Raw genomic sequence first — 21,699 nt, 5'->3', positions numbered from 1 at the left:
AAAAAGTCTCGCCCCGAGCGTCCGGCCCCTCGCTTGGGCTCGGCGTTCCTTCGTTCCGGTATCCATCCGGGGACACTGCCCTCCGGTCTGCTTCGCGACGACCTACATGCAGCGTGTTCGACTGCGTCGAACGGCGCTGCGCGCCACTCCCCGGATGCACACCTCCACTCAGCCTCCCGAAGGGGCGGGTGGATCAAGATCAAAAGCTTGCAGGCGAGCTAACGCTCGGCCTGTTGAGTGGTGAGGAGCGAAATGCGTACGCCGATTCCCCTGTAGGAGCTGTCGAGTGCAACGAGGCTGCGATCTTTTGATCTTGACCTTGGTGGCCTGACAGCCGACCAATCTCTGGCAGATGACACCAATCCCCTGTGGGAGCGAGCTTGCTCGCGATGGCGGTGTATCAGGCGACATCTACGTAGAACTACGTAGGCGCCACGTACGTAGTAACGCGGATTTATTTGTAGACGGCATGCGGGGATATTGGGCCAGCTCCGCACAGCGGACACAATTATAAAAATTACCGCCGCAGTCCACTGGCTGTCGGCAGGAGACACGCTATGCCCCGTCTGGCTAAACACCTCGCCTGGTTTGCCGTGGCTGTCCTGGGAGCGTTTGCGCTAAGTGTCGTGGCCCTGCGCCGCGGCGAAGCGATCAATGCTCTCTGGATCGTAGTCGCAGCAGTCGCTATCTATCTCGTCGCATACCGCTACTACAGCCTGTTCATCGCTACCAAAGTGATGCAACTCGACCCTAATCGTGCCACGCCCGCTGTCGTTAACAATGACGGTCTGGACTACGTGCCGACCAACAAACACGTGCTCTTCGGTCACCACTTTGCCGCCATTGCTGGCGCGGGGCCGCTGGTCGGTCCGGTCTTGGCGGCGCAGATGGGCTATTTGCCCGGGACGCTGTGGCTGATTGCCGGTGTAGTGCTGGCCGGTGCCGTTCAGGACTTCATGGTCCTGTTCATGTCCACCCGCCGCAACGGACGCTCCCTCGGCGATATGGTCCGTGAAGAAATGGGCCGCATCCCCGGCACCATCGCGCTGTTTGGCTGCTTCCTGATCATGATCATCATCCTCGCGGTGCTGGCGTTGATCGTGGTCAAGGCCCTGGCCGAAAGCCCGTGGGGCATTTTCACGGTGATGGCGACTATCCCGATCGCGATGTTCATGGGCATTTACATGCGCTACATCCGCCCGGGCCGCATCGGTGAAATCTCTGTGGTCGGCGTGCTGTTGCTGCTCGGTTCGATCTGGTTGGGCGGGCAGATTGCTGCTGATCCGGTCTGGGCCAAGGCCTTTACCTTCACCGGGATCCAGATCACCTGGATGCTGATCGGCTACGGTTTCGTCGCCGCGGTATTGCCGGTGTGGCTGATTCTGGCGCCGCGAGATTATCTGTCGACCTTCCTGAAAATCGGCACCATCGTGGCCTTGGCGATCGGCATCCTGATCACCATGCCTGACTTGAAAATGCCGGCACTCACCCAGTTTGTCGACGGCACCGGGCCGGTGTGGAAGGGAGGTCTGTTTCCGTTCCTGTTCATCACCATCGCCTGTGGCGCGGTCTCCGGTTTCCACGCGCTGATTGCTTCCGGTACCACGCCGAAGTTGTTGGCCAGCGAAGGCCATGCCCGTTACATCGGTTACGGCGGCATGCTGATGGAGTCCTTCGTCGCCATCATGGCAATGGTTGCTGCGTCGGTGATCGAACCGGGCGTGTACTTCGCCATGAACAGCCCGGCGGCGCTTGTCGGCTCCGATGCTGTTACGGTGGCTCAGACCGTCAGCAGCTGGGGCTTTGCGATTACCCCGGAAGCGCTGCAAGCGGTGGCCAAGGACATCGGTGAAACCACCATCCTGGCCCGTGCCGGCGGTGCGCCGACCCTGGCAGTCGGTATTGCGCAGATCCTGCACCACCTTCTGCCGGGTGAAAACACCATGGCGTTCTGGTACCACTTCGCGATCCTGTTCGAGGCGCTGTTCATCCTGACGGCCGTCGATGCCGGTACCCGTGCCGGACGGTTCATGCTGCAGGACTTGCTCGGTTCCTTCGTGCCAGCGCTGAAACGCACTGAATCCTGGACCGCTAACCTGATCGCAACCGCCGGTTGTGTGGCGATGTGGGGTTACTTGCTGTATCAGGGCGTGATCGATCCGCTGGGTGGCATCAACACCTTGTGGCCGTTGTTCGGTATCTCCAACCAGATGCTGGCCGGTATCGCACTGATGTTGGCGACCGTTGTGCTGATCAAAATGAAACGCCAGCGCTACGTCTGGGTCACCATGCTGCCCGCCGTGTGGCTGTTGATCTGCACCACCACCGCCGGCTTCATCAAGCTGTTTGATGCCAACCCGGCGATCGGTTTCCTGGCCCTGGCCAAGAAGTACAGCGATGCCCTGGCCAACGGTCAGATCCTCGCCCCGGCCAAGAGCATCGACCAGATGCAGCACGTGATCTACAACGCCTACACCAACGCAACGCTGACCGCGTTGTTCCTGCTGGTGGTCTTCAGCATCCTGTTCTTTGCACTCAAGGTCGGTATCGCCGCTTGGGGCACTAAAGAACGTACGGATAAAGAAGCGCCATTCCAGGCACTGCCGGACGCTTGATCGAGGATTGCAGCATGTTCAATGACCTGAGTCGCCTCGGTAAATACCTCGGTCAGGCCGCGCGCCTGATGGTCGGGATGCCCGACTACGACACCTACGTCGAGCACATGCAAACCAAGCACCCGGACAAGCCGGTGATGAGTTATGAGGTGTTCTTTCGGGAGCGCCAGGAAGCTCGTTACGGAAGCAAGGCTGGGCCGAAGTGCTGTTGATGGTCGGTGGCAGTGATGCCACCTGAATAGCTAAAAAAGAACCCGGCTGATGAGGCCGGGTTTTTTTTGAGTGAATGGCGTTGGCCGATCCGTGTTGAGTCAGCTTGCGGGGATGGTTTGGAGCGTTTCGAGATCCAGCAGGGTGAAATAACCACGGTCCGGCCTCCAGCCACCCGTATCGATGTGAATCACATTGCCAAGGCTGACGGGCATGTAAAGCGGCGTATGCCCTACGACCAGTGCGCGCAGGCCTTCAACGCCATGCGTCTCCTGCTGATCGATCCGCCTTCGTGACCACATGCAGTAGTGCTGCGCTTCCTGCAGGCGCCTGTTGCTTTCCGGCGACTCCAGTTCCTTTCGCAGCTGCTGCCATGATGGAAATGGACAATCGGCGTGCACAATGCCGATCAGGCCGTGTGCCGTTTCGACTTCGATCGCGATAGGGAGCTTGGCGAACTGCGCCGCGAATGTTTGCTTCTCGATCAATGACAGGCCCGTGAACCATGAGCCCCCGTTGAGTAGCCAGCTGTCGATGTCGCAGGTATCGAAATACACCACGTAGTCGTCATGGTTGCCTCGCACCGGGTGGAACCATGGTTTGTCCAGCCAATCGAGCGCATCACGGCACTCGGGCCCGCGGTCAATCAGATCGCCAACACTGAACAGCCGATCGACCAAGCGGTTGAACCCGGCTGCATCCAGAGCGGCCTGCACCCCAGTGAAATGGCCATGAATATCACCGACCGCGAAATCCCGGCCGGCAACATTTGCGGCGAAGTGCTTCACGCGCGACATCTCTACAGTTTCGAGCATGGGAATGCCACTCCGGCAGCTCCCCAACGGGCTAGTCAGTTGAGTTTAGGCCAGAAAGTGGTACTCGATCGTTAGCGCGCCGGGAGGCAGTCCTTCACCGCCTGCCCGGATCAAGCATCGTCAGAGCGAGTAGGCCGTCGCTTGCCCGAAATGGTTGTCCTGCACGCCGGCGATAAGGTGCAGAGGCATGTGTTGCGAATCCATGGATGGAACTTCGAAACTCTCCACTATCTGGGTGGGGCGCTCACTCAGCCCGGTCGACTGTTCGACAAGAGCCTTGGCCATTCTCGCGTGGTTCGCTGCGATTTCGTTGAGAGTTGACACGTTACATCTCCCGGTGACTGACCAAGCGCATCGCTGGCGTCCTAAGCGTTAATTAAAGTGCTGCCGTGTCAGAATTACGTCGTTCTGTGGCTGCTACGAGCGTCTTGTGCAAACCTTAAGCCAGGAATAGTCAAAAAATTCGCGCAAGGTTTTTGATGCGACGAATGGTGGTGCCGATATTTCCTGAGCCTATAAGGCCGGGGAAAAAGGTGATTAGACGTGCCGAAGTTGTTTTGTTAAAAAAATAGTGCATGGCTGCTATTGACGCGCCAATGCATCTCCATTCGGTTAGATGGAAATCGCCCAACATTGAGCTGGGCAACGATCAATGAGTCTGATGCCGATACAGGGATAAGTAACAGCGACTTTGGCCAACTGCTCGCGCACAGAGGCATTGGGCTCATTGATCCCCTTTCTCTTCCACAGATTGATTCTTTCGAACGAGCAACATCGCTCAGCGTTCTGCTGGCTGCTCGGGCGACGCCGCGCTACAGTCACGCCTTTTAGACAAGGAAGTATCATGTGGATTTTGAAAGTAGCGGTGACTCGGCCCATTTTTCGCCAATGGTTGATCACTGCTTCTATCGGCCTTTTTGCGGTGGCGGGCGGTGCACAGGCTCAAACCACGCCACAGGCAAACCAGGAGATAAAGGGCTTGCTGGATTTTGTGGAGCGCAGTGAGTGCAAGTTCGTGCGCAACGGCAGTGAATACCCTGGACCCCAGGCTCGGGCACATCTCGAAAAGAAGCTGAATTATCTCGAAGGCAAGAACATGGTGAGCAGCGCGGAAGACTTCATTGATCTCGCTGCCACTAAAAGCAGCATGAATGGCAAAGCCTATGAAGTGCGTTGCTCAACAGGCGTCCAGCCGACGAGTACCTGGCTGAAGACGGAGCTGCAGAGACAACGCCAGCTTCATTGAGCCCGGCCCGCTTGCCGTAATGCTGTTCACTTAAGGTTGGGTACATATCCGTTTCTGCGGTGATGGCTGATTACGGTTTCGCTTTTACAGCGAGTCACTTTCGAAAAGCCTGCGCGGCCCGGCGGAAAGTAACCAAAGCGCTTCTGCCCCGCCATTCGGTGCCTCGCCTAGGCTCGGCATGCCCTCACTCCGGCATTGCTCCGGGGGCCCGCCGCCATCGGCCATCCATGGCCGGGGGCGGCTACCGCGGCATCCTTGCCGCGGTGCCCCCTGCGCAACGCCTGCGTTCGGCCTCTGGGAAAGGGGCGGCAGATCTGAAGCAACAGCCACAGCAAGATCAAAAGATCGCAGCCTCGTTTCACTCGACAGCTCCTACAGGGGGAGGCGGTGTACGCACGCTTCTCACCACTCAACAGGCCGAGCGTTAGCTCGCCTGCAGCTTTTGATCTTGATGCACCGCCGCCTCGAGAGGCCGAGTGGAGGTTCTGCGCAGTGGGCAACCCGGCATGGATGCCGGGTTAGCCGCCCCCGGCCATGGATGGCCGATGGCGGCGGGCCCACGGAGCAGGACCGGAGCGAGGGCATGCCGAGCCTAGGCGAGGCACCGAACGTCAGGGGCAGAAGCGCTTTGGTTACTTTCGCGCTTTTCGAAAGTGACTCGCTGTAAAAGCGAAACCGTAATCAGCCATCACCGCAGAAACGGATATGAACCCAACCTCAAGCAAACAGCATCAGGCCCACTCGCCGGGCTTTTTCGTTTCCGGGATTCGTACAGCCAGGCAGTTGTCATGAAATGAAAAGCCATTGTCGTCTGATGAGAAGCGACTCGCCAGACGGCGTCCTACAGTCCAATCAGCGCAATTCGACGCAGCACGCCCATCTTGCAGACTGGAGAATAAGAAAAAATGGCCAAAGCCGTACGCTTCTACGAAACCGGTGGTCCCGAAGTCCTCCGTTATGAGGAGGTCGAAGTTGGCGACCCCGGTCCAGGCCAGGTTCGTCTTCGTCATGTGGCGGTTGGCCTGAACTATGCCGACACCTATTTTCGCAATGGCACATACCCGATCCCGATGCCCAATGGCATGGGGGTTGAAGCTTCCGGTGTGGTCCAGGCCATTGGCGAGGGGGTTACCAATGTGCGCGTGGGGGATCGCGTCACCTACACCGGCTTTCTCAATACATTGGGCGCCTACAGCACCGAACGCCTGATCCCGGCCGCGCCGTTGATCAAGCTGCCGGAAACCATCAGTTTCGAGACCGCCGCCGCCATGACCATGCGCGGCTTGACGTCCTCGTACCTGATGCGGCGCATTTACGATTTCAAGGCCGGCGACAGCATTCTGTTGCACGCCGCTGCCGGTGGCGTAGGCCTGATCGTTTCGCAGTGGGCCAAGCTGCTCGGCCTGACCGTCATCGGTACCGTGTCCACTGAGGTCAAGGGTGAAATTGCCCGGGCCCATGGCTGCGACCATGTCATCAATTACAGCCACGAAGATGTCGCCCAGCGCGTTCGCGAGTTGACTGACGGCGTGGGGGTCAACGTGGTGTTCGACAGCGTCGGCAAGAACACCTTCATGGGTTCGCTGGATTCGCTCAAGCGTCGTGGCCTGATGGTGTGCGTCGGCACGGCATCCGGTCCGATCCCGGCCTTGGATCCGGTACTGCTGGCGATGAAAGGCTCGCTGTTCATGACCCGTCCCGCCCTGGCCGACTACATCGCCGACCCGGCGGAAAAAGCCGCCCTGGCCGGCGAATTGTTCGACCACGTTGGCAGCGGTCGGATCAAGATCGAGATCAACCAGCACTACGCCTTGCAGGATGCCGTCCAGGCCCATCGCGATCTGGAATCACGCAAGACCACGGGCTCGTCGATTTTCGTCATTTAAGGGAGTCGTCTGCCATGAAAGTCGAACAATTGACCTGCAGCATTGGCGCGGAGCTGGTGGGCGTCAACCTCGCCGATGCGGTGCATGACGACGGTCTTTTTGCCGAGATTCGTGCTCAGTTGCTCAAGCATCGGGTGGTGTTCCTGCGCGATCAGGACATCACTCGCGCCGAGCACGTGGCATTCGCTCGCCGCTTTGGCGAACTGGAGGATCATCCGGTGGCCGGCAGCGATCCGGATCATCCCGGGCTGGTGCGCATCTACAAGAACCCGGACCAGCCGATGGACCGCTACGAAAACGCCTGGCACACCGACGCGACCTGGCGCGAGGCGCCGCCGATGGGCTGCGTGCTGCGCTGTGTAGAGTGCCCGCCGGTGGGCGGCGACACCATGTGGGCCAACATGGTCGAGGCTTACGCGCGTTTGCCGGAGGACGTAAAGGTGAAGATTGCCGACCTGCGCGCCCGCCACAGCATCGAAGCGAGTTTCGGTGCCGCCATGCCAATCGACAAGCGTCTGGCGCTCAAGGCGATGTACCCGGATGCCGAGCACCCGGTGGTGCGTACCCACCCGGAAACCGGGGAGAAGGTGCTGTTCGTCAACGCCTTCACGACACACTTGAGCAACTACCACACCCCCGAGCGGGTGCGCTTCGGCCAGGACGCCAACCCCGGCGCGAGCGAGTTGCTGCGCTACCTGATCAGCCAGGCTTACATCCCCGAGTATCAGGTGCGCTGGCGCTGGAAGCCCAACAGCATCGCCATCTGGGACAACCGCAGCACCCAGCACTACGCCGTCATGGATTACCCGCCGTGCCATCGCAAGATGGAGCGTGCCGGAATCATCGGCGACAAGACCTACTGATCGACCCCTTCTGCATTCGCACTCGTAAACACGTCTGCCCGGCACGATCCCGGGTGGGCGCGACAATCATAAAAACAGGAGTAACTCATGCAATTCTTCGACGATTCCCTGCACCCGGAAAACATGGAAAAGGTGGTCATCACCGTGGCCCCGTACGGCCCGGAATGGATGCCGGAAGACTTCCCCGAAGACATCCCGCTGACCATGGACGAACAGGTGCAAAAAGCGGTCGAGTGTTATGAGGCCGGTGCCACGGTTCTGCACCTGCATGTGCGCGAACTGGACGGCAAGGGCTCCAAGCGTCTGTCCAAATTCAACGAGTTGATCGCTGGCGTGCGTGAAGCCGTGCCGGACATGATCATTCAGGTCGGTGGTTCGATTTCCTTCGCGCCGGAAAGCGATGGCGAAGCCGCCAAGTGGCTGTCTGACGATACGCGACACATGCTGGCCGAGCTGACGCCAAAACCGGATCAGGTCACGGTAGCGATCAACACCACCCAGATGAACATCATGGAGCTGCTGTATCCGGAATACCTGGAAGGCACGTCCCTGGCCAATCCGCTGTTTCAGGCCGCCTACAGCGAAATGACCGTACCGGCAGGCCCGGCCTGGGTCGCCGAACACCTCAAGCGTCTGATGGACAACGGCATCCAGCCGCACTTCCAGCTGACCGGCATGCATGCGATGGAAACCCTCGAGCGTCTGGTGCGCAAGGGCGTCTACAAGGGCCCGTTGAACCTGACCTGGATCGGTATCGGTGGCGGTTTCGATGGCCCCAATCCGTTCAATTTCTTCAACTTCATCCACCGCGCGCCAGACGGTTGCACCCTGACCTCCGAGTCGCTGCTCAAGAACGTCATGCCATTCAACACCATGTCGATGGCCATGGGTATGCACCCGCGTGTGGGCAATGAAGACACTATCATTGATCACAAGGGCGATCGTTTCGGCTCAGTTGCGCAGATCAAGCAGACCGTGCGCATCGCTCATGAACTGGGTCGCGAAATCGCCACCGGCAAAGAAGCCCGTGAGATCTACCGCATCGGCGTGCAGTACCAGAGCATCGAAGAAACCCTGCTGGCCAACGGTATGGCCCCCAACCGCAAGGCTGGGCAGAAAGGTGTGCCGCAACGCGGCTGATCGGCAGACGAGGCGGGAGGTCAACACCTCCCGCTCGCTGCACTGCAACACGCTTGATAACAACAATAAAACAAAGCTTTGAGGAGGCTGCATGGCCTTTCACCCAATCGCCGCAGACGATGACGACTGTGCTGTCGGTGTTGCGCGCCCGTACGCCTGGATCGTCTTTGCACTGACGTTCGGGTTGTTGATTTCCGATTACATGTCGCGCCAGGTGTTGAACGCGGTGTTCCCGATGCTCAAGGGCGAATGGGCCCTGAGCGACGGCCAGCTCGGTCTGCTCAGTGGCATTGTCGCGCTGATGGTGGGGCTGCTGACGTTTCCCCTGTCATTGCTGGCGGATCGCTTTGGCCGGGTCAAGAGCCTGGCGCTGATGGCCTTGCTGTGGAGTCTGGCGACGCTGGGCTGCGCAGTGGCGCAGGACTATCAGCAGATGTTCATTGCACGATTCATGGTCGGCGTCGGCGAAGCGGCGTACGGCAGCGTCGGCATCGCGGTGGTGATTTCGGTGTTTCCCAAACACCTGCGTGCAACGCTGGCCAGTGCCTTCATGGCGGGTGGCATGTTCGGTTCGGTATTAGGCATGGCGCTGGGCGGTGCAATCGCCGCCAAGCTTGGCTGGCGCTGGTCGTTTGCCGGCATGGCGCTGTTCGGCCTGCTGCTGGCTGTGCTTTACCCGGTCATCGTCAAGGAAGCACGCATTGCGCCGCAACGTGCCTCCCTGGCGGCGAACAAGGTGGCGGCAGCGGTCAAGCGTCCGTTGCGTACGCTGTTTTCCAGCCGCTCGGTAATCGCTGCCTACATCGGCAGTGGCTTGCAACTGTTCGTCGGCGGCACCGTCATTGTGTGGATGCCCAGTTACCTCAATCGTTATTACGACATGGCCACGGACAAGGCGGGCGGTGTCGCGGCGATCATCGTGCTGTGCAGCGGTGCGGGGATGATCCTGTGCGGCATGCTCAGCGATCGACTGTCGCGCCATTCGCCGGAGCGCAAAGTCACTTTGGCCATCGCCTATTGCCTGGGCAGTTGCCTGCTGTTGTCGGCGGCGTTCGCCCTGCCGGCAGGGCCTGTGCAATTGGCGCTGATCTGCCTCGGCATGTTGATTGCCGCCGGCACGACCGGCCCTTGCGGAGCGATGGTTGCCAACCTGACCCATTACTCGGTCCACGGCACGGCCTTCGCAACGCTGACCCTGGCCAACAACATGCTGGGGTTGGCGCCTGGGCCGTTCATTACCGGCAGGGTGTCCGACGTAATCGGCTTGCAGGCTGCTTTTCAGTTAGTGCCGCTGGTCAGCATCGCGGCTGCGGCCGTGTTCTTTTATGCCAAGTGTCATTACCACAAGGACATTGCCCGGCTTAAGGGTGAGCGGGTCATCGATCCGGTGGACGAATCCGTGTTAGAGGTGAAGTTGTGAGTGGTCATTTACGTATTGATGTGTTCTTCGATTTCATCTGTCCCTGGTGCCTGATCGGCAAGCGTCAACTGGAGCATGCGCAAGTACAGTTTCGCAGTCGCCACCCGGGTGTGCAGATCACCACGGAGTGGCATGGCGTGCAGTTGCTGCCTCAGTTGCCGGTACAAGGTGAGCCCTTCGCCGACTTCTATCGCAAGCGTCTGGGCAATGCCGACGCTGTGGTCATGCGCCAAGCCCAGGTACAGGAGGCTGCCGCGGCGGTCGGATTGGCCATTGATTTTAGCCGCATCGCGACAATGCCTAACACCGCAGACGCTCATCGTTTCTTCGAGCGTGCCAGCGAGCTGGGCAATGTTGCCCAGCGTGACATCTTGCTCGAGCGCCTGTTCGCCGCTTATTTCCAGAAGGGCGAAGACCTGGGTTGCCGTGAGACCTTGCTCGCGATTGCCCGCTCCTGCGGCATTGATGTCGAGGCCTTGGCCGACTGCCTGATGGGTGACGCCACGCCATTTGCCGGATCACCCGGGGCGAGCAGTGGCGTGCCGAGTTTTCAGTTCGACCGCGGCATGACGGTGGTGGGCGCGCAACCGGCAGTGGCGTTGCTCAAGGCCATGAGCCAGGCACTGAAAGAAAGTGATTACGAGCGACAACCGGCATGAGCCTTCGTATCCCCGTGCCTGCCGGAAAATTCCCGCAGGCGGGCGGTCGTGCACTGTTCGAATTCGATGACAAAAGCCTGGCGCTGTTCAACGTCGAAGGTGACCTGTTCGCCATCGACGACAGTTGCCCGCACCAGGGCGCCTCGCTGTGTGGCGGGCGTCTTGAGGGGCGGGTGATTCAGTGCTGCGCCCATGGCCTGCGCTTCGATTTGCGCAGCGGCTACTTGCTCAATTCCACTGCTGTCAAAGTCGCCAACTACCCGGTCGAGATCATCGACGGCCAGGCATTCATCGTCATCGTTCCCGAGGAGGCCGCGCCATGAGCGCCATCGCTCTCACCCGTATCCACAGCCGAACGCGCGAGTTGGCGCCGGGTTTTGTCGTCAGTCTGATCGTTGCAGCTGCTGCGTCCTTTTTGTCCGAGCACTACGGCGCGCCGGTGATGCTGTTCGCTTTGTTGCTGGGCATGGCGCTCAACTTCCTGTCCGGTGACGGCGTCTGCAAGGCCGGCATCGAGTTCACTGCGCGCACTGTGTTGCGCATCGGCGTGGCGTTGCTGGGCATGCGCATCACACTCGAACAGATTGCCGCGCTGGGCTGGAAGCCTGTGGCCCTGGTGGTGATTCTGGTGGTGGTGACGATCGGCGTCTCGGTGATCGCGGCCAAGGCGCTGGGATTCCAGCGTTTGTTCGGCATGCTCACCGGTGGCGCCACGGCGATTTGTGGTGCATCGGCCGCGTTGGCGCTGGCGGCGGCATTGCCCAATCATCCGCAGAAAGAACGCGCGACGTTATTCACGGTGATCGGGGTGTCGGCGCTGTCGACCCTGGCGATGATCGTGTACCCGATGATTGCCAATTGGCTGTCGTTGTCGCCACAAGTGGCCGGCGTGTTCCTCGGCGCCACCATCCACGATGTCGCCCAGGTCGTCGGTGCCGGTTACAGCATGTCGACCGAGACCGGTGATACGGCCACGGTGGTCAAGTTGATGCGGGTCGCCATGCTGCTTCCGGTGATCGTCTGCGCCGCCATGATTACCCGCATGCAGGGCGCCGACCCGACCGGCAAACGACCGCCGCTGCTGCCTTGGTTCGCCGTCGGTTTTCTGATTCTGGCCTGTATCAACAGCACCGGATGGGTGGCCCCGGTGGTGCAGGGATCGGTCAATGAATTGTCGCGCTGGTGCCTGGTGGTTTCCATCAGCGCCCTGGGTATGAAAACCCAGCTCAAGGAGTTGGCGGCTGTCGGCATCAAGCCGATCCTGCTGATGGTGGGGGAGACGGTGTTCCTTGTCGTGCTGGTGCTGTTGTTGCTGCGTTGGGGAATGTAGGCACACAACACTGTGGCGAGGGAGCTTGCTCCCGCTGGGGTGCGAAGCGCCCCTCTTCCAAGACCACTGTATTTTTTCAGAAAGTACGCGGCGACTGATTTGGGGCTGCTCCGCAGCCCAGCGGGAGCAAGCTCCCTCGCCACAGGACTCCTCGGCCGGTGTCACGAACGCCGTTTTTGCGGCGACTGTACCAGCAGTCGCCGCTTTTTTTTGCGTCCCTTTCAGTCGTCCCAGGGTTCCGAGGAGCCGGGCAGGGCGCTCGGTTCGCTGGGTACCTTGGGTTGTTTTTGCGCGCTGCGCCAAGCGGCCGGCGGCATGCCGAACTGGGTGATGAACCAGCGTGTGAAGGAACTCGCCATGGAGTAGCCGAGCATGTCGGCGATCCGGCCCAGCGAGTAATTCGGGTTTTCCAGGTAGCGCAACACCAGGTCACGGCGCACGTCGTTGATCAGGTCGTTGAAGGCGCAGCCGTCGTCTTTGAGGCGGCGTTGCAGGGTCCGAACGTTCATGCCCTGAGTCTGGGCGATCTGCTCGATGGTGGCGCGTCCCATCGGCAACAACAGGTAGATGGCTTTGCGCACCTCGAACAGCATCGAAGGGTCTTCGTGGCCCAGCAGCGAGTCGAGGTAACTCTGGGCATAGCGTGCCATGGCCGGGTCGGCATGGGGGGTGGTCATGTCAAGGCTGGCATTGGGACAGACAATGCCATTGAACTCGCTGCCGAACTCCAGTTTGCAGCCGAACAGACGGCGATGCAGTTGCAGGTTATCGGGAGGCTGGTGCGTGAAGTTGACACTGTAGGGTTGCCAGTGTGCGCCGAGCAGGGCGGCGCACAGGCGGAACATCACCCCGATCGCCAGTTCATTGGCTTGTCGGCAGGGCATCGGCGTTTCAGGGACCACCTCCTCGCGAATGATCACCAGCTTGCCAGCCTCTTCAATGAACAGGGCCAGTGAGTCGTTCATCAGATGCCGGTAATGCACCAACACTTGCAACGCATCACGCAACGTACGCTGGTGGCTGAGCAGCAGACTGACCACGCCGAAGTGCGAGAGCTGGCGCGACTCGGCCATGCTCAGGCCGAAGCTCTGGCAGCCGCTGGCGGCGGCTGAGTCCTCCAGCAGACGCACGGCGGCATCGATGGGAATGCGGTGTTCAGGGGCTTGCAGCTGGGCTTTGCTCAAGCCGACGTCGGCCAGTACATCACGTGGGTTGAATCCCAGGTACTGGGAGACATCCAGGTAGTTGGTCAAGACGGCGGCGCGAACAAGCTTGGGCATGCGAAGGTCTTTCCTGGGCCGGTTGCGATTCAAATTTGCGTGGCGACTATATCCAGCACATCAACAATTGAACAGTTGCGACGTTGTCGAGGGCGCTCGCCCAATGCTGTCCAAAATCACACCGTCATTGTGGAGCAATCGACGCTCATCCATTGATTACAGTGAGCTGTAGAGAACTTGCGGAGACTTTCGACCAATGGTCGCTGTGCGCCAACACCAGGAAATTTGTCATGAAAAGAAAAGTGCCTGACGTCCAATGAAAAGCGCCTCGGGCGGGCGCTCTTTAATGTCAGTCCTACAAGAAGCCCCTGGCGAACAGAGCCAGTCGAGTCATCGAGAAAGCGAAGGTGTTGACGTGGACAAACTGCAAACTGCCGCAACCGTTCTGATCGTACCGGGTCTGCGCGAGCACGTTGCCGAGCATTGGCAAACGCTGCTTGAAGCCAGGCTGTGCAAGGTACGCAGTGTGCCGCCGCTGGAAACCGACAAGCTCGATTGCAGCAAGCGGGTCGAAGCGATTCAACACACACTTGCGCAGATCGACGGGCCGGTGATTCTGGTCGCTCACAGCGCCGGTGTGTTGATGGTTGCGCACTGGGCTGCCCGGCACAGTCGGCCGATCAAAGGCGCGCTGCTGGCCGCTCCACCGGACCTTGATGCCCAATGGCCGCAGGGCTATCCATCCGCTGAAACCCTGCGCACCCAGGGTTGGGACCCTCTACCTAAAGGCCGGCTGCCGTTCCGCAGTCTGGTGGCCGCCAGTAGCAACGACCACCTCGCCAGCCTGAACGCCGCCACGCGCATGGCCGAAGGCTGGGGCAGCGAACTGCTCAACCTCGGCGAAGTCGGTCATCTCAATCCTGCTGCCGGGTATGGGCACTGGCCACACGCCGAAGCACTCATCCTCGAGCTGGATCGCTAACTCAGGCGCCGGTTGGCCCGCGCCATCCGGCAATTGCCCTCACTCCTGAAAACGTAAACCCCTGGAACAAGGGGTTGCGCGAGGGCGGCTGCGCTTAAAACAAATACAAAAAGGCGGAGACAACGCAATGCACAACAATAAGAGTCACGGGTTCGCACCCTCGCGTTACACCTTGTTGGCCTCGGCCATTCTGGCCGCAGCCATGCCGGTCGCGCAGGCGGTAGAGCTCGACACAGGTAACCCGGACTGGACCGTGCGTCTTGATAACACCGTGAAGTACAACTACGGCGTACGCACCGAAAGCGCTGACAAACGCATGCTGGCAACGCCGAACAACAACGACGGCGACTACAACTTCCGCAAGGCCGGGACCAACATCACCAACCGTGTTGACCTGTTGACCGAGATGGATGTGGTCTACCAGAACTACATGGGTTTCCGTGTCAGCGCCGCCAGTTGGTACGACAAGGCCTACGAGAACACCGGTTCCAATTCCAACCCGTTCGTCAACGGCAACGACGCAAGGTCGGGGCTGGTCGCCAACGACCCACGTCTGGCCGCGGTCACCGGTGACAACGTCGGCAACGGCAGCCCGCACCTGAGCAACTATGCCCAGCGTTACTACACCGGTCCGTCCGGCGAAATCCTCGATGCCTTCGTGTTTTACAGCACCGAAGTGGGCGAGGAATCGCTGCTGAGCGTCAAGGCCGGTCAGCACAACGTGTTCTGGGGCGAGACCATTCTCAACCCGGTGCACTCGATCAGTTACGGCCAATCCGGCCTGGACCTGGCCAAACTGGCCGCCTCGCCGGGCACTGAAGCGAAGGAGCTGTTCGTTCCGCGTAATCAGCTGTCGATGTCATTCACGGTCAATCCCGAGTTGACCGTGGGCGCTCAGTATTTCCTCGATTGGGATGCCGCGCGCCTGCCGGAAGCGGGCACTTATTACGGTGGTTCCGATCTGGTCGGTTTCGGTGCGCAGTCGTTCCTGCTGGGCAATACCAATGGCGTGGTGCCGGGCAGTCCACTGGGGTGCGGTCTGGCGCCGTGCAACGGCTTGACCAACGTGCGTCGCGGTCACGACCTGACGCCGGACAAGCGCGGTGACTGGGGCGTTATGGCCAAGTGGTCGCCGGCCTGGCTGGATGGCACCCTCGGCGTTTACTACCGCGAAACCTCGGAAATCCTGCCGCAAGCCTGGCTGGATGCCAGAGGCCTGAGTTCGGCCAACCCCAACGGCACCCGGCCGGCAGGGCAAGTGCCTGCGGTGGTCAATACGCTCAACTCGCTGAGCACCGCCACCTATCAAATGGCCTATGCCGACAACATCAAGATCGTTGGCCTGAGCCTGTCCAAGGATGTGGGCGGTGTGAGCGTCGGTTCGGACCTGAACATTCGACACAACATGCCGCTGGCCAGTATTCCGGCGGTGGTCAGCACTAACAGTCCGCTGGGCCTGGGCGCGGGTCTTGGCCTGTTGCCGGCGCGTACGGCTGCCACCGGTGTGGTCTACGACACCCCGCAAAAGGGCGACAGCATGGCCGCCACCGGCGACACCTTGCACTGGACGCTCAACGGTCTGATGACCATTGCTAAAACACCTGTGTTCGATTCGGCAACCCTGCTTGGCGAGCTGTATTACAGCAACCTGCTCAAGCTCGATAGCAAGAACGAAGCGCTCTACAAGGGCAAGGACACCTATCGCGGCATCGACCAGCCGACCCGGGACAACTGGGGCATCGCGGTCAACTTCACGCCGACCTGGTACCAGGTGTTTCCCGGTGTCGACCTCAACGCGCCGATGTCCATCAACGTCGGTCTCGACGGCGTCTCACCAGTGTCCGGTGGCGGTGCCAAAGACACCGGTAACTACGCCATCGGCCTCGGGGCCGTTGTGTACAACAAATACTTCGTTGACCTGAAGTACGTGGACTCTTTCGGCAAGACCGACAAGTGCGACGCCAGCGGTCTGAGCACCGGCGCAGCCAATGCCGGCAGCGGCGACGGCTCCACACCCAATGCCTTTAGCGGCAATGAAAACTACGCCTGTTACGCCGGTGGCTACTCGGCCTTCTCCGGTGGTGGTGCAACGACTGAGGACCGTGGCGCCGTTTACCTGACGATGAAAACCACTTTTTGATTCACCACTGATTTGCTCAATGCAAGCAGGAGAATAACAAGATGAAATTCGCAAAAACCGTGTTGGCCGCTTCGCTGGCCATGGTCCTTGCCGCCCAGGCACAGGCCGCTGTTTCAACTCAGGACGTTGCTAAATTGGGCAGCAGCCTGACCCTGGTGGGCGCCGAAAAGGCCGGGAACGCTGATGGTTCCATCCCCGCTTATGACGGTGGCCTGACCACGCCGCCAGCCAGTTTCAAATCCGGTGACAGCATGCGTCCGGATCCCTTCGTCAACGAAAAACCGTTGCTGGTGATCGACGGCAAAAACGTTGATCAGTACAAGGGCATGCTCAGTGCAACCACGGCGGAACTGGCCAAACGTTTCCCGAGCTTTCACGTCAATGTCTACCCGACCCACCGCACCGTTTCGCTGCCCAAAGCCATCCTCGATAACGGCGTGAAGAATGCCAGCGGCGCCAAGTCCCTCGAAGGCGGTTTGGCCATCGATAACGTGCTGCCGGGCGTGCCGTTCCCGATCCCGCAGTCGGGCAACGAAGCAATGTGGAACTTCCTGCTGCGCTATCAGGGCGTGAGCATCAATTCCAAGTACGACTCCTGGAACGTCGACTCCGCCGGCGTGCCGAGCCTGGCGACCACCGGGCAGGCGTTCATTTCCTATCCGATCTACGAGAACCTGGCGCAGCCGATCAGCAGCGCCGACGTGTACTACCAGATGAAGCTGTCCTACACCGGCCCTGCGCGCCGGGCCGGTGAAGCGGTGATGCTCAAGGACGCCGCCAATCCTCTGCAGCAACCGCGCCGCGCCTGGCAGTACTTGCCGGGCCAGCGTCGGGTCAAGCTGGCACCGAACCTGGCCTACGACACGCCTAACCCCGGCACCGCTGGCGCGGGCACCTACGACGATGTTTTCGTGTTCAACGGTGCACTGGACCGCTACGACTGGAAGCTGGTGGGCAAGCAGGAAATGATCGTGCCCTACAACACCTACAAGCTGACTTACGCCCAGGATCCCAAGTCGCTGACCACCGCCAATCACCTGGCTCCCGATTACGTGCGTTGGGAAAAACACCGCGTCTGGGTGGTGGAGGGCAACCTCAAGGCCGGCGCTCGACACATCTATCAGAAGCGCCGCTTCTACCTCGATGAAGACAGCTGGACCGCTCTGGCCTCCGACCAATACGACGCCCGTGGGCAGTTGTACCGTGGCTCCTTCGCGTTCCTCAGCCAGAGCTACGACAAGCAGATCCCGGATTCCACGCCCTTCATGATCTATGACCTGGTGGGTGGTTCCTACAACATCAACGGCGTGGTCGGGCCTTACGGCGGCATCAAGTACATCGATCCGCTTTCCAAGGCGCAATGGTCGTCGGAATCCCTGGCCGGCAGCGGCATTCGCTAAGCCCCCGCAAAAAAACGCCCACAGGGTCCACTGCTCACAAGGCGTGGACCGTGTGGTGGTCGGTGCACGCCGATCGTCGCGGGCGCCAGGTGTGAACGTCAGACACACGGATGTGTGTCCCGGCGCGGTTTTCCGAAGAGGACGCGGTATGTGTTCGTATAAGAATTATTTGCAGGTGGCGTTTGGCGTTGTGCTCGGCCTGTTGCAGGGCGTCGCCCACGCGGCCGATTACGTCGATGTGCTGGACTTGCCCGCCAGGGTCAGTGCGTTGGCCATCAACAGTCCGTTGTCCGGCATGGCCCGCGCCGGTGAGCGCGTGATCGCCGTCGGCCAGCGTGGCCATATTCTGTTTTCCGATGATTCCGGCAAGCACTGGCAACAGGCCGCGGTGCCGATCAGTGCCGACCTCAATGCCGTGAGTTTTCCTTCCGCCACCCAGGGCTGGGCGGTGGGCGGTGACGGCGTGGTGTTGCACAGCAATGACGCGGGTGCGACCTGGCGCAAGCAACTGGACGGCCGCGAAATCGGGGCCTTGCTGGTCAAGCATTACAGCGCGTTGGCCCGTGCAGAACCTGACAACGAACAATGGCCACTGCTGGTCGCCGAAGGTGAGCGTCTGGTGGCGCAGGGCGCCGACAAACCCTTGCTCGATGTCTGGTTCGCCAACGAGCACCTCGGCTATGTGGTCGGGGTGTTTAACCTGATCCTGCGCACCGAGGATGGCGGCCAGAGCTGGACACCGTTCCAGGACCGCACCGACAACCCGCAGGGCTTTCACCTCAACGCCATCGCCTCCACCGGCGATGCGCTGTACATCGCCGGCGAGCAGGGCTTGTTGCTGAAATGGGATGACACCCAACAGCGGTTCGCCGCCGTGCAAACACCCTATCAGGGCAGTTTTTTCGGCGTGCTCGGCAAGCCCGGGGAAGCGCTCGTCTATGGCTTGCGCGGCAATGTGCTGCGCAGCACCGATGGCGGTCTCAGCTGGACCCCGCAGAACAGTGGCCTGCACGTCAGCATCACCGCCGGCATCGTCGATGCCCATGGTGATTACCGCTTGTTCACCCAGGGTGGACAGATGCTGGTGAGCCAGGGCACCGATGCGCAAATGCACTGGGTGCAGCAAGCCGAGCCGGTCCCGGTGACTGGCGTCACGCGCGCCGCCAACGGTGCGCTGGTGGTGGTTGGCAGCCGTGGTGCACGGACGCTGTCCGTTGAATAAGCCCTCGAACCCTTAGAGCGAGAACCCAGACATGGGCAATATCAAACAAGAAACCATGCCGGTGATCCGCGATCTGCGGGACTTCGACCGCCAATCCGGCAATCGGTTGGAGCGGCTGGTGTTCAACTACCGTCCGCTGTTCATGCTGCTGATGGCGCTGGCCACCGTGGTGCTGGGCTACATGGCCGCGACTCGCCTGGAGCTGCGTCCAAGCTTCGAAAAAATGATTCCGCAGAGTCAGCCGTACATCCAGAACTTCCTGGAAAACCGCCAGTCGTTGCGCGGTTTGGGCAACTCGGTGCGGGTGGTGGTGGAGAACACTCAGGGCGATATTTTCGATCCCGGTTACCTGGACGTGCTCAAGCAGGTCAATGACAAATTGTTCCTCACCGAAGGCGTCGACCGCGCCTGGATGAAGTCGTTATGGAGCCCGGCGGTGCGCTGGACCGAAGTCACCGAGGAAGGGTTCCAGGGTGGCCCGGTGATGCCCGACACCTATGAAGGCAAGCCTGAGCAAATAGAACAGCTGCGCCAGAACATTTCCCGCGCCGGTATCGTCGGCAGCCTTGTGGCCAGCGACTACAAATCGAGCATGCTGATCGTCCCCCTGCTGGACAAGGCCACGGCCAGCGGTCAACGCATCGACTACCACGCCTTTTCGCAGATGCTCGAAGAGCAGTTGCGCGACAAGATCGAATTTGCCGGCGACAGCGCTGCACGCAAGGCCGGGGAGGAGGGCAAGGGCCAATACAAAGTCCGGGTGATCGGTTTCGCCAAACTGATGGGCGACCTGATCGACGGGCTGATTCAGGTGATGATGTTCTTCGGCCTGGCCGTGGTCACTTCACTGATCATCATTTACGCCTACACCCGCTGCGTGCGCAGCACCTTGCTGGTGGTCGGCTGCTCGCTGATTGCGGTGGTCTGGCAACTCGGCATTGTCGCCTGGCTCGGCTATGCCATTGACCCGTACTCGGTGCTGGTGCCTTTTCTGATCTTCGCCATCGGTGTGTCCCACGCGGCGCAGAAGATGAACGGGATCATGCAGGACATCGCCCGTGGCACCCACAAACTCATCGCCGCACGCTACACCTTCCGCCGTCTGTTCATTGCCGGCGTCACCGCGCTGCTGGCCGACGCCGTCGGATTCGCGGTACTGATGCTGATCGATATTCCGGTAATCCGGGATCTGGCGATCACCGCCAGTATCGGTGTGGCGGTGCTGATTTTTACCTCGCTATTGTTGATGCCGGTGGCGCTGTCGTATGTCGGCGTCGGCGCCAAGGCTGCCGAGCGTGCGCTGAAAATCGACACGCGCGCAGAAGGGCACAAAGGCTTCGGCAAACTGTGGGACTTGCTCGACCGATTCACCACGCGCAAGTGGGCCACAGGGGCGGTATTGGTCGCGGTGCTGATGGGCATCGGCGGCTTCATGGTCAGCCTGCAACTGAAGATCGGCGATCTGGAAAGTGGCGCACCGGAGTTGCGTGCCGACTCTCGCTATAACCGTGACAACGCCTACATCACCAGTCACTACGCGCTGTCCAGCGACCTGTTCGCGGTGATGATCAAGACTGCGCCGGAAGGCTGCTTGAACTACAAGACGTTGATCCTCGCCGACCGACTGGCCTGGGAGCTGCAGCAGTACCCGGGCGTGCAGGCGACGGCGTCGTTGGTCAACGCGGTGCGCCAAATCACCGCCGGCACCTATGAAGGCAACCCCAAACTCAACAGCATCCAGCGCAATCAGGACGTGCTGAACTACGCCGCGCAGCAAGCCTCGGTCAACTCCCCGGAGTTGTTCAACACCGATTGTTCACTGATGCCGGTGATCACCTTCCTCAAGGACCACAAGGCCGAGACCCTGGATACCGTGGTGGGCATCGCCGAAAAATTCGCCCGGGACAACAACAGCGAAGATCGACAGTTTCTGCTGGCGGCCGGGTCGGCCGGGATTGAGGCAGCGACCAACATTGTGGTGCGCGAGGCCAATCGCACCATGCTGTTGTACGTCTATGCGGCGGTGACGTTGTTCTGCCTGATCACCTTCCGCAGTTGGCGCGCGACCCTGGTCGCCCTGTTGCCACTGGTGCTGACGTCGATCCTCTGCGAAGCATTGATGGTGGCCATGGGCATTGGCGTGAAGGTCGCGACCCTGCCGGTGATCGCATTGGGCGTGGGCATCGGTGTGGATTACGCGTTGTACCTGCTCAGCGTGCAGTTGCATTACCAGCGCCAGGGCCTGCCGCTGTCTCAGGCTTACCGCAACGCCGTGTCGTTTACCGGCCGGGTCGTGGGCCTGGTGGGCATCACCCTGGCGGCCGGCGTGGTGTGCTGGGTCTGGTCGCCGATCAAGTTCCAGGCCGACATGGGCATCCTGCTGACCTTCATGTTCCTGTGGAACATGCTGGGCGCGCTGGTGCTGATTCCTGCCCTGTCTTATTTCCTCCTGCGCGAACGGGCGCTTCAGCCGGGTCCTGATGCACAGACCGCTAACACTGAAATCTCTCAACGCCAGGGCGTGCCGCATGCCCTGACCACTTCCGAGTAA

At 60.5% G+C, this 21,699-nt stretch carries 18 protein-coding genes; 15 read left to right on the top strand and 3 right to left on the bottom strand.

Annotated features, from left to right (window positions below; translation table 11 throughout):
* Positions 1 to 557 precede the first annotated feature (557 nt).
* Complete coding sequence (locus ACA079_RS19890; RefSeq protein WP_497700622.1) at positions 558 to 2,615, top strand: carbon starvation CstA family protein; 2,058 nt, start codon at positions 558 to 560, stop codon at positions 2,613 to 2,615.
* Positions 2,616 to 2,629: 14 nt separating this feature from the next.
* The gene (locus tag ACA079_RS19885) at positions 2,630 to 2,827 is read left to right on the top strand and encodes a YbdD/YjiX family protein (protein ID WP_007900300.1); all 198 of its coding nucleotides are present in this window, start codon (positions 2,630 to 2,632) and stop codon (positions 2,825 to 2,827) included.
* 99 nt (positions 2,828 to 2,926) lie between these two features.
* Here the strand turns inward: ACA079_RS19885 and ACA079_RS19880 are convergent, their stop codons facing one another.
* Together ACA079_RS19880 and ACA079_RS19875 are read right to left on the bottom strand one after the other, a co-directional pair.
* A complete protein-coding gene (locus ACA079_RS19880) occupies positions 2,927 to 3,640 on the bottom strand; it encodes a metallophosphoesterase (protein ID WP_497700621.1) in 714 nt (237 codons plus the stop codon).
* Positions 3,641 to 3,760: 120 nt separating this feature from the next.
* Positions 3,761 to 3,964, bottom strand: coding sequence for a hypothetical protein (locus ACA079_RS19875; RefSeq protein ID WP_497700620.1), 204 nt, complete (start codon positions 3,962 to 3,964; stop codon positions 3,761 to 3,763).
* Positions 3,965 to 4,484: 520 nt separating this feature from the next.
* Here ACA079_RS19875 and ACA079_RS19870 point away from each other — a divergent pair.
* The 8 genes from ACA079_RS19870 (at position 4,485) to ACA079_RS19835 (ending at position 12,184) form a co-directional block, all read left to right on the top strand.
* Positions 4,485 to 4,886 carry a YfeK family protein gene (locus ACA079_RS19870; RefSeq protein WP_497700619.1) on the top strand — a complete coding sequence of 134 codons (402 nt, stop codon included), beginning with the start codon at positions 4,485 to 4,487 and terminating at the stop codon, positions 4,884 to 4,886.
* 905 nt (positions 4,887 to 5,791) lie between these two features.
* Positions 5,792 to 6,772, top strand: coding sequence for a quinone oxidoreductase family protein (locus ACA079_RS19865; protein WP_192407843.1), 981 nt, complete (start codon positions 5,792 to 5,794; stop codon positions 6,770 to 6,772).
* A 14-nt stretch (positions 6,773 to 6,786) separates the two neighbouring features.
* Positions 6,787 to 7,635, top strand: coding sequence for a TauD/TfdA dioxygenase family protein (locus ACA079_RS19860; RefSeq protein ID WP_497700618.1), 849 nt, complete (start codon positions 6,787 to 6,789; stop codon positions 7,633 to 7,635).
* An 87-nt stretch (positions 7,636 to 7,722) separates the two neighbouring features.
* Complete coding sequence (locus ACA079_RS19855) at positions 7,723 to 8,775, top strand: beta-keto acid cleavage family enzyme (RefSeq protein WP_415769622.1); 1,053 nt, start codon at positions 7,723 to 7,725, stop codon at positions 8,773 to 8,775.
* A gap of 91 nt (positions 8,776 to 8,866) precedes the next feature.
* Complete coding sequence (locus ACA079_RS19850) at positions 8,867 to 10,195, top strand: MFS transporter (RefSeq protein WP_497700617.1); 1,329 nt, start codon at positions 8,867 to 8,869, stop codon at positions 10,193 to 10,195.
* Complete coding sequence (locus ACA079_RS19845) at positions 10,192 to 10,854, top strand: DsbA family oxidoreductase (protein WP_497700616.1); 663 nt, start codon at positions 10,192 to 10,194, stop codon at positions 10,852 to 10,854. Before ACA079_RS19850 ends, ACA079_RS19845 begins: the two co-directional genes overlap by 4 nt.
* Complete coding sequence (locus tag ACA079_RS19840; protein ID WP_497700615.1) at positions 10,851 to 11,177, top strand: Rieske (2Fe-2S) protein; 327 nt, start codon at positions 10,851 to 10,853, stop codon at positions 11,175 to 11,177. The genes ACA079_RS19845 and ACA079_RS19840 overlap by 4 nt, the downstream gene beginning before the upstream one ends.
* Positions 11,174 to 12,184 (top strand): YeiH family protein, encoded by a 1,011-nt coding sequence (locus ACA079_RS19835; RefSeq protein WP_497700614.1) that lies wholly within the window; start codon positions 11,174 to 11,176, stop codon positions 12,182 to 12,184. Before ACA079_RS19840 ends, ACA079_RS19835 begins: the two co-directional genes overlap by 4 nt.
* Positions 12,185 to 12,405: 221 nt before the next feature.
* Here the strand turns inward: ACA079_RS19835 and ACA079_RS19830 are convergent, their stop codons facing one another.
* Positions 12,406 to 13,464: an AraC family transcriptional regulator gene (locus ACA079_RS19830; protein ID WP_497700613.1), complete on the bottom strand. Its 1,059-nt coding sequence runs from the start codon at positions 13,462 to 13,464 to the stop codon at positions 12,406 to 12,408.
* Positions 13,465 to 13,819: 355 nt separating this feature from the next.
* Here ACA079_RS19830 and ACA079_RS19825 point away from each other — a divergent pair, with 355 nt between their 5' ends.
* From ACA079_RS19825 to ACA079_RS19805, 5 genes are all read left to right on the top strand, one after another.
* Positions 13,820 to 14,386 carry an RBBP9/YdeN family alpha/beta hydrolase gene (locus tag ACA079_RS19825; RefSeq protein ID WP_497704350.1) on the top strand — a complete coding sequence of 189 codons (567 nt, stop codon included), beginning with the start codon at positions 13,820 to 13,822 and terminating at the stop codon, positions 14,384 to 14,386.
* 127 nt (positions 14,387 to 14,513) lie between these two features.
* Positions 14,514 to 16,526 carry a DUF1302 domain-containing protein gene (locus ACA079_RS19820; protein ID WP_497700612.1) on the top strand — a complete coding sequence of 671 codons (2,013 nt, stop codon included), beginning with the start codon at positions 14,514 to 14,516 and terminating at the stop codon, positions 16,524 to 16,526.
* 41 nt (positions 16,527 to 16,567) lie between these two features.
* Positions 16,568 to 17,926, top strand: a complete 1,359-nt coding sequence (locus ACA079_RS19815) for a DUF1329 domain-containing protein (RefSeq protein ID WP_497700611.1) — start codon at positions 16,568 to 16,570, stop codon at positions 17,924 to 17,926.
* Positions 17,927 to 18,074: 148 nt separating this feature from the next.
* On the top strand, positions 18,075 to 19,148 hold the full coding sequence (locus ACA079_RS19810) for a WD40/YVTN/BNR-like repeat-containing protein (RefSeq protein ID WP_497700610.1): 1,074 nt from the start codon (positions 18,075 to 18,077) through the stop codon (positions 19,146 to 19,148).
* 31 nt (positions 19,149 to 19,179) lie between these two features.
* Entirely contained in the window at positions 19,180 to 21,699 is a 2,520-nt protein-coding gene (locus ACA079_RS19805; RefSeq protein WP_497700609.1) for an efflux RND transporter permease subunit, read from the top strand.

The organism is Pseudomonas sp. LBUM1645, assembly GCF_059716185.1.
The sequence above is the reverse complement of the archived record's forward strand: the minus strand, read 5'-3'. Positions and strand labels throughout refer to the sequence as shown.

Bases quoted from the DNA above. Each gene is read 5' to 3' on its own strand.
- ACA079_RS19890 (WP_497700622.1), top strand. From the start codon at position 558: ATGCCCCGTCTGGCTAAACACCTCGCCTGGTTTGCCGTGGCTGTCCTG.
- ACA079_RS19885 (WP_007900300.1), top strand. From the start codon at position 2,630: ATGTTCAATGACCTGAGTCGCCTCGGTAAATACCTCGGTCAGGCCGCG.
- ACA079_RS19880 (WP_497700621.1), bottom strand. From the start codon at position 3,640: ATGCTCGAAACTGTAGAGATGTCGCGCGTGAAGCACTTCGCCGCAAAT.
- ACA079_RS19870 (WP_497700619.1), top strand. From the start codon at position 4,485: ATGTGGATTTTGAAAGTAGCGGTGACTCGGCCCATTTTTCGCCAATGG.
- ACA079_RS19865 (WP_192407843.1), top strand. From the start codon at position 5,792: ATGGCCAAAGCCGTACGCTTCTACGAAACCGGTGGTCCCGAAGTCCTC.
- ACA079_RS19860 (WP_497700618.1), top strand. From the start codon at position 6,787: ATGAAAGTCGAACAATTGACCTGCAGCATTGGCGCGGAGCTGGTGGGC.
- ACA079_RS19855 (WP_415769622.1), top strand. From the start codon at position 7,723: ATGCAATTCTTCGACGATTCCCTGCACCCGGAAAACATGGAAAAGGTG.
- ACA079_RS19850 (WP_497700617.1), top strand. From the start codon at position 8,867: ATGGCCTTTCACCCAATCGCCGCAGACGATGACGACTGTGCTGTCGGT.
- ACA079_RS19840 (WP_497700615.1), top strand. From the start codon at position 10,851: ATGAGCCTTCGTATCCCCGTGCCTGCCGGAAAATTCCCGCAGGCGGGC.
- ACA079_RS19835 (WP_497700614.1), top strand. From the start codon at position 11,174: ATGAGCGCCATCGCTCTCACCCGTATCCACAGCCGAACGCGCGAGTTG.
- ACA079_RS19830 (WP_497700613.1), bottom strand. From the start codon at position 13,464: ATGCCCAAGCTTGTTCGCGCCGCCGTCTTGACCAACTACCTGGATGTC.
- ACA079_RS19820 (WP_497700612.1), top strand. From the start codon at position 14,514: ATGCACAACAATAAGAGTCACGGGTTCGCACCCTCGCGTTACACCTTG.
- ACA079_RS19815 (WP_497700611.1), top strand. From the start codon at position 16,568: ATGAAATTCGCAAAAACCGTGTTGGCCGCTTCGCTGGCCATGGTCCTT.
- ACA079_RS19810 (WP_497700610.1), top strand. From the start codon at position 18,075: ATGTGTTCGTATAAGAATTATTTGCAGGTGGCGTTTGGCGTTGTGCTC.
- ACA079_RS19805 (WP_497700609.1), top strand. From the start codon at position 19,180: ATGGGCAATATCAAACAAGAAACCATGCCGGTGATCCGCGATCTGCGG.